Source organism: Anaeroplasma sp. (assembly GCF_034179385.1).
In the GTDB taxonomy this organism is placed as follows: domain Bacteria; phylum Bacillota_I; class Bacilli_A; order Acholeplasmatales; family Anaeroplasmataceae; genus Anaeroplasma.
The window spans coordinates 21,719-28,658 of record NZ_JAXFPY010000074.1 but is presented as its reverse complement, the minus strand read 5'-3'; the positions used below and the strand labels follow the sequence as shown (position 1 = coordinate 28,658).

Sequence of the window (6,940 nt, the reverse complement as noted above, 5' to 3'; positions counted from 1 at the left end):
ATACAGAAAATGAATTGAAATTTGGTCCTGTATTATTAAAAAAGAAGCCTGAGGCATTTATTTCTTATTACAATCGTAAAATGGATTTATTGATGAGGGTCATTGATACGACACTGGATCCATTAACAAAAATGCAAAAACAAAAGGAAATAAATGATATTACATCAGCCATAAAATAAATATTAAAAAGTATATCCAGCCCTTTGGATATATTTTTTCTCTTTTAATAATTTTTTGAATATGATACAATAAATTCCTGAGGGTGCGCCAGTTCGGTTCACTTAACATAGTCGGTGGGAGTCCGACCTAGAAAGAGTTAGCACCTCATCTAGTACCGAGACCTTGGAGCCAAAATCGTGAGATTAGTTTTAAGCGTAGGTCAGGGATACTATAAGCCTAAATGCGTAAGCGTGAAGCAATTCAGCCTCGTCATATATAAGGTCGTGGAAGCAGAGACGTTCCTCTACGTTGAAAGCAATACCGGTTATATCGTTAGTGCGAGATATAACGAGAGTTCCACCGGGGTCAATAAGAGCTAGGCGTGTAGATTAATGATGTTAAATGGATACCTGGGAGAACTTATATTCTCTAGAGATAGTAAGTCATATACAAGAGCTTGTACCTCAAGATATGATAACGGAATATAAGTGGTCGGAGCCGACATAGTACCGAGGATGTAGTAATGACACTGGAGGGAAGGAAGGCCACCGACAATCGTTTCTTTATATGTAAACATTTGGTACTCTGGAGGTACGTAAGAAATGGAAAATGAACGTAAAGATATAAAAACATTAGCCAACCATTAAAGCAGACATATGGCACTGGCAAATGAAATAAAGATTGTTGGTGAAGAGCCGTATGCGGGAAATCTGCACGTACGGTTCCGTGAGGGGCAAGCAGACAGTAACCACTCACATTATGATATTTTAACACAATATAAAATGGAAAGAGGGGGATGTCGGGCCTTGTCTACTCGACTGGTTTTATGGACTATAAAGATTTATTTAAGGATATTGAAGCTTATGAGACGATTATTATTGAAAGACATACTAGACCAGATTTAGATGCCTTAGGAAGTCAAATAGGCCTATCTTTAATATTAAAGAATAAATATCCAAATAAAAATATATATATCGTTGGTGATATGACAAAAAAATATTCCTTCATCGGTAAAATGGATGAAATCGAAGATGAAAAATTTAATGGTGCCTTAGTTATCATTGTCGATGTAGCGGTAAGCTATTTAGTTTCAGATAAAAGATATACGAATGCTTCAAAGGTATGGGTTATCGATCATCACAAGAACGATTGTGATATAACCGATTATAAATTAGTAGATACTACAAGAAGTGCAGCTGCAGAGTATATAGCCTATTTAGTTATGAAAGAGGGAATCGATATTCCTAGCTCTGCTGCAACAGCATTATATGGTGGTATTATTACAGATTCTGGCAGATTTATGTATGGCGCAAACCTAAGCGAAACTCTAAGAGTTTCAGCAAGCCTAATGGATTTTGGGGCAGACGCAAAATATATTTATGATAATATCTATATTGAAACCTTACAAGAAAGGGAAATGAAGAATTATTTCCAAGAAAGAATAAAATTCAAGGATGGCGTTGCATGGCTTGAAAATGAACCGGAGGTATTTGATAAATTTAAATGTGAATTTAATGATATCTCTAGAGGCATGCTATCTTTAATGGCTGGTATAGAAGAAATTAAAATTTGGTGTAATTTTACCTATGATTTAGAATCGAATACTGTGAAATGTGAATTCCGCTCTAGAGGAATTGAAATCGTAGAAGTTGCAAAATCCTTTGGAGGTGGAGGACATGCATATGCATGTGGATGTACAATCCCATCCTTCCAAAATGTAGAAGAGGTCATTCAAAAATTTATCCAATTATTGAAATGAAAGAAACATTATAAAACATAAGATCATTTTATATATAGCCTCTTTAAATTTATAGGTTGGCAACAACAAATCACTTTATAGATGTAAAAAAAGGAAATCATTCCCTTCCAATTTGGTCGGTAGATTTCCTTTTTAATGATTTTCAATTTTTTTTCAATTAATCATTAACTTTTGAATCATTTTTGGATTCTATTTCATTTTCCTTTGGGCGTAAATAATTTTGTAGTTTTAATAAACCATCTAAGAATATAGAACCAAGCCCATTACCTATGGCCATAAGTATAAAATATAGAATCGTCTTTGAATCAATATATCCTGCATAGGTATAATAGCTTGCGTTGGCAATAACGTGGTCAAAGCCTGCAAGAATAAAGACAGAAACCGAAAAGAAGACTAAGATGATTTTACCTACTTGAGATGAACATACCTGCTGTCCTTTCACTGCAATATAAATCATCATACCACATCCAAAGGATGTGATTAAAATAGAATACCAAGGAGCTTCTTGTTTTTTAGTGACTATACTATTTGAAATATCCCCAAGGGATTGCCCCATATTCGTAAGCTTAAATAGGAAGCTTAAGCCAATGACGGCTAATATATTAACGATACAGCAAATAAGCAAATCGATTAAAAATTTTGGCTTATGATCTAAGGCTTGCCCAACCTTGCCCGTATATAGCCAGGTTTGAAACTGGATGATAGAGAATAATCCAATTCCAAAGAAGAGGGAGCCCCATATTTTTGCATTAAAATCATTTCCATCCTTAAGACAGCATAAATATACGGTTGCTCCAATTGTAATAAAAAATCCTGAAAGTATTGAACTTACAACAATGTATAGGTATCGCTTCATTATTTAATCCTCCGCTTTATATTTAGTTTATTATACACGCTTTCATAAAATATTACTACATAAAGAATAATTTTATCTTGAAAATAACACTACTATAGATTATACTTATTCTCGTAAAACAGAGTAGCAGACATTGCGTTAAGTGCCATATCACGGGATGTTGGGTATGGACGAACACTATTTAGTGGCGGTAATTCTGCGCGTCCGCTGTATGCTTATATAGTGGGCTCTCTATTAAGGAGGCCTTTTTATTATGGAAGAAAAAGAAAAAAATGTAGAAAATGTAGGCAAATTAAAGAAATATTTTATTTGCTTAAAAAAGGGATGGTTAATCGTTTTAATTTTTGCAATTATAGGCTTATTAACAGGCTTTATTATTGCAGATAAAACCTTCAGCAAGCCATATTTTGATGCAAATTATGCAACACTTCATTTTAAATATACTAAGGATATAGACTTTAGCTATAAAGATATTATAAGTATAGATAATATCAACCGTTGTAAAAATATAACCAAAAGCCTAGAAACTGGTTTAAAAATATCCACATACCAATATGTAGAAATCGAAGATATTAAAATAGAAGCTCATGATTCCTATTTTACAATATATGCGAATCAAGATTCCTTCAATGTATCTAAGGATTATACCTATTCGGATTCGGTAGCCAAAGGCTTTTTAAAGCATTTAACCCTATTACCCTTTATTACAGATAAGGAAATAGAGGAATATAATCAATCGGATAGGAAAGGACATAGTGTATTTTCTAATTTTGATAATGAATTTTATAAATCGAATTCTATAGATCAAGAGAATCACCTATGGATTACATATTCGAATCCTAATGCTATAAATTTGAATAAGGAAGCTAAAATAAAATATTATTCCATTTGGGTAGGATCCTTCCTTCTTGGAACATTCCTACTAGGCTTATTCTTTGTTTATATTTATGTAGATAAATTAAATTTATCCATTCATAAGGAGTATGATAATAAGGATTTATATAGAACTCCATTCCATAAATCCTATTTTGTAGATTCCATAAAATATTTAAAGAATATGAAATCCTTAGTTATGATTGCCATTATTATGGCCCTCGTATTGATTTGTAAATTTATACCTATTCCATCAGGCTTTGGCTCCTTAGGTATAGGGCTTTCCTATTTATTCTTAAGTGTTGGTGCAATGCTATTTGGACCAATACCTTCTCTTATTATTGGTGCATTATCTGATATCTTAGGCTATTTCATTCGCCCGGATGGCATTTTCTTTATAGGATATACCATCCAAGCCATGCTTGCATGCTTCACGTATGCCTTATGCTTTCATAAGACCTATATCACATTTACAAGATGTCTTGTTGCAAGAGTGATTGTAAATTTCATTTGTAATGTACTTATTGGTTCTATTTGCTGGGCTATTATATCGAATTTTACCTTTGATGCATTTATGACCTATATGCTAACAATATCCTTGCCAAAGAATATTGTATATTTATTACCACAATCTCTATTATTATTCTTTGTTTTAAAGGCTGTATCTATCCCACTCTTCCATATGAATTTAATGGATGAAAGAATAAGTCACAATTTCTCCTTCTTTTAATAAATTTAATTTATAGATTTTATAAATTCAATAAGTTTACTTTATAATTGAAAATAGTTGTAATTTAATAAAATTGAATGTATAATGTTTATGTCATAAAGATGGTACGAGAGACAAGCTCAATGACTACCAAGCAACCTCCCCAAATTGGGAAAGGTGCTAAAGCTTGAATGATGGCAGGATATGAAATTTATGCCATCCAAGGGGTGGCATTTTTAATTCTTAAGGAAGTGATATTATGTATGCAGAGGTTATCATTGATATAAAAAATAAACAGGTAAATCGTAGCTTCGATTACATAATACCATCCTATTTAGAGGGGATTATAGCTGTAGGCTCTAGAGTATATGTGCCCTTTGGTAAGCAAAAAAGAATGGGCTACGTATTAAAGATAAAGGATACAACAGAGGTTGTAAGAGAATTAAAGGAAATATCGGATTTAATTGATTATAAGCCTATATTAAATGAAGAATTCATTGAAATGGCAAAATATATAGCTATTCATGATTTTTCCTTTTATTCTACAAGCCTAGATGCCATGATTCCACAAGCCTTAAGAATGAAATATGAAAAGATTGTCAAATGGGTAACGGATAGCTTAGATGATTCCTTAAAAAAGCATTTTAAGCTTAAAAAGGAGGTATCCTTAAGTAGAATACCTAAGGATTTAGAGCCTATTTTATTTAAAGAAATAAAATTGGGTAATTTAGTTATCGATACGAGAATAAAAAGAGTAAGGAAAGATAAATACATTACCTATATCCATAATAATTTATTAAATCAAAGACCTTCATCCAAAAAGGGTATAGATTTACTTAATTATTTAGAGGAGGCGAATCAGGATTTAGAATTATCCTATGTAGTGAATGAATGTGGGTATTCAAAAAGCGTTATCGATACACTAGAAAAGAATGGCTTTATAAGCTTATATAAGCTTGAAGCTGAAGTAGAAGAGGATGAAAAGAATTATAAGGATAAGGATGTTTCCTTAAATGATATGCAAAAAAAGATTTATGCTTCCTTAAAGCTTAATGAGAATAAGGTATATCTTCTTCATGGTGTTACAGGTTCTGGTAAAACGGAATTATATATGAGGTGGATTAAGGATGCCATTAGCTTAGGTAAAAAAGCATTAATGCTCGTACCTGAAATAAGCTTAACTCCACAAATTACAGCGCAGTTTTATGCAAGATTTAAGGAATCTATCGCTGTATTACATTCTAGATTAACAATTTCTGAAAAATATGATGAATGGAAAAGGATTTTAAATGGTGATGTTAAAATTGTAGTAGGTGCAAGAAGTGCTATTTTTGCTCCTATAAAGGATTTAGGTATCGTCATTGTAGATGAATGCCATGAGGCAAGCTATAAACAATCGAATAATCCAAAATATAATGCGATTGATCTTGCGATTAGGAGGGCTAAGACCTATAATTGTCCGTTGGTTTTAGGTAGTGCAACTCCGAATGCAGAGGACTATTATAAAGCCTTAGAAGGAGAATACACTTTACTATCCTTACCTCTTCGTGCAAATTTAAAGCCATTACCAAAGGTATCTATCGTCGATTTAAGAGAAGAACTTAAAAATGGGAATAGAACACCTATATCCAATGAGCTTAAAAACGCATTAATTCAATGCTACCAAAATAAGGAGCAATCCATATTATTCCTAAACCGAAGAGGCTATTCCTCCTTCGTACAGTGTAGAAGCTGTGGTGAGGTTATAAAATGCCCTCACTGCGATGTATCCTTAACCTACCACGGGAAAACGAATATCCTAAAATGCCATTACTGTGGATACCAGATGATAAATGTTTCTAAATGTATGAAATGTGGCTCAGATAAAATCAGGTATGTAGGTAGTGGTACAGAAAAGCTTGAGGAGGCAGTAAAGAAGATATTACCTGAGGCAAGAGTGTTAAGGCTTGATACCGATTGTATTACAAAAATGAGTGATTATGAGGAATGCTATCACAAATTTAAGAATCATGAAGCCGATATTTTAGTCGGTACGCAAATGGTAACTAAGGGCTTAGATTTTGAAAATGTAACGTTAGTTGGTGTTGCAAACGCCGATATTGCACTTCACTACCCAACCTTCGATGCGAACCAGGTAGCCTTCAATTTGCTTGAGCAGGTTGCAGGTAGAGCGGGAAGAGCCAAGAGGGATGGAAGAGTCATTATTCAAACCTATGATCCAAAGAATTATGTCATTCAAGCGGCTAAGAATCATGATTATGAGGGATTTTATAAAAAGGAAATATTATTCCGTAAGGCAGCCCTGATGCCACCATTTTCTGAATCCATTGAAATTGAAGTTATAGGTAAGAATATTACTAAGGTAAAGGCTGAGGCATTTCATATCGCAAATGCCTTAAGAGAAGTATCGAAATCCTCTGTTATCTTAGGTCCAACCGAAGCCTTTATTTTCAAAAAAAAGGATTTGTATCATTATACTATCCAAGTTCAAGCTGCAGAAGATGCTGTTTTAGATAAAATCAGCTATATTTATCCATTATATCAAAACGATAAGGATATAACCTTATCGATAACAAGGAGGTGA

The 6,940-nt window shown here is 33.2% G+C and carries 4 protein-coding genes and 2 riboswitches; of the genes, 3 read left to right on the top strand and 1 reads right to left on the bottom strand.

The window, feature by feature from the left end; genetic code table 11:
• Positions 1 to 985 precede the first annotated feature (985 nt).
• Positions 986 to 1,918, top strand: a complete 933-nt coding sequence (locus tag SPJ17_RS04740; protein ID WP_321093159.1) for a bifunctional oligoribonuclease/PAP phosphatase NrnA — start codon at positions 986 to 988, stop codon at positions 1,916 to 1,918.
• A gap of 157 nt (positions 1,919 to 2,075) precedes the next feature.
• Here the strand turns inward: SPJ17_RS04740 and SPJ17_RS04735 are convergent, their stop codons facing one another.
• Complete coding sequence (locus SPJ17_RS04735) at positions 2,076 to 2,774, bottom strand: formate/nitrite transporter family protein (RefSeq protein ID WP_321093157.1); 699 nt, start codon at positions 2,772 to 2,774, stop codon at positions 2,076 to 2,078.
• Positions 2,775 to 2,891: 117 nt separating this feature from the next.
• Positions 2,892 to 2,986, top strand: a riboswitch (THF riboswitch).
• Positions 2,987 to 3,027: 41 nt separating this feature from the next.
• Between SPJ17_RS04735 and SPJ17_RS04730 the strand changes: the two genes are divergently transcribed.
• Both SPJ17_RS04730 and priA read left to right on the top strand, forming a co-directional pair.
• A complete protein-coding gene (locus SPJ17_RS04730) occupies positions 3,028 to 4,377 on the top strand; it encodes a folate family ECF transporter S component (protein WP_321093155.1) in 1,350 nt (449 codons plus the stop codon).
• Positions 4,378 to 4,467: 90 nt separating this feature from the next.
• A riboswitch (SAM riboswitch) is annotated at positions 4,468 to 4,567 on the top strand.
• A 48-nt stretch (positions 4,568 to 4,615) separates the two neighbouring features.
• A complete protein-coding gene (priA, locus tag SPJ17_RS04725) occupies positions 4,616 to 6,940 on the top strand; it encodes a primosomal protein N' (RefSeq protein ID WP_321093154.1) in 2,325 nt (774 codons plus the stop codon).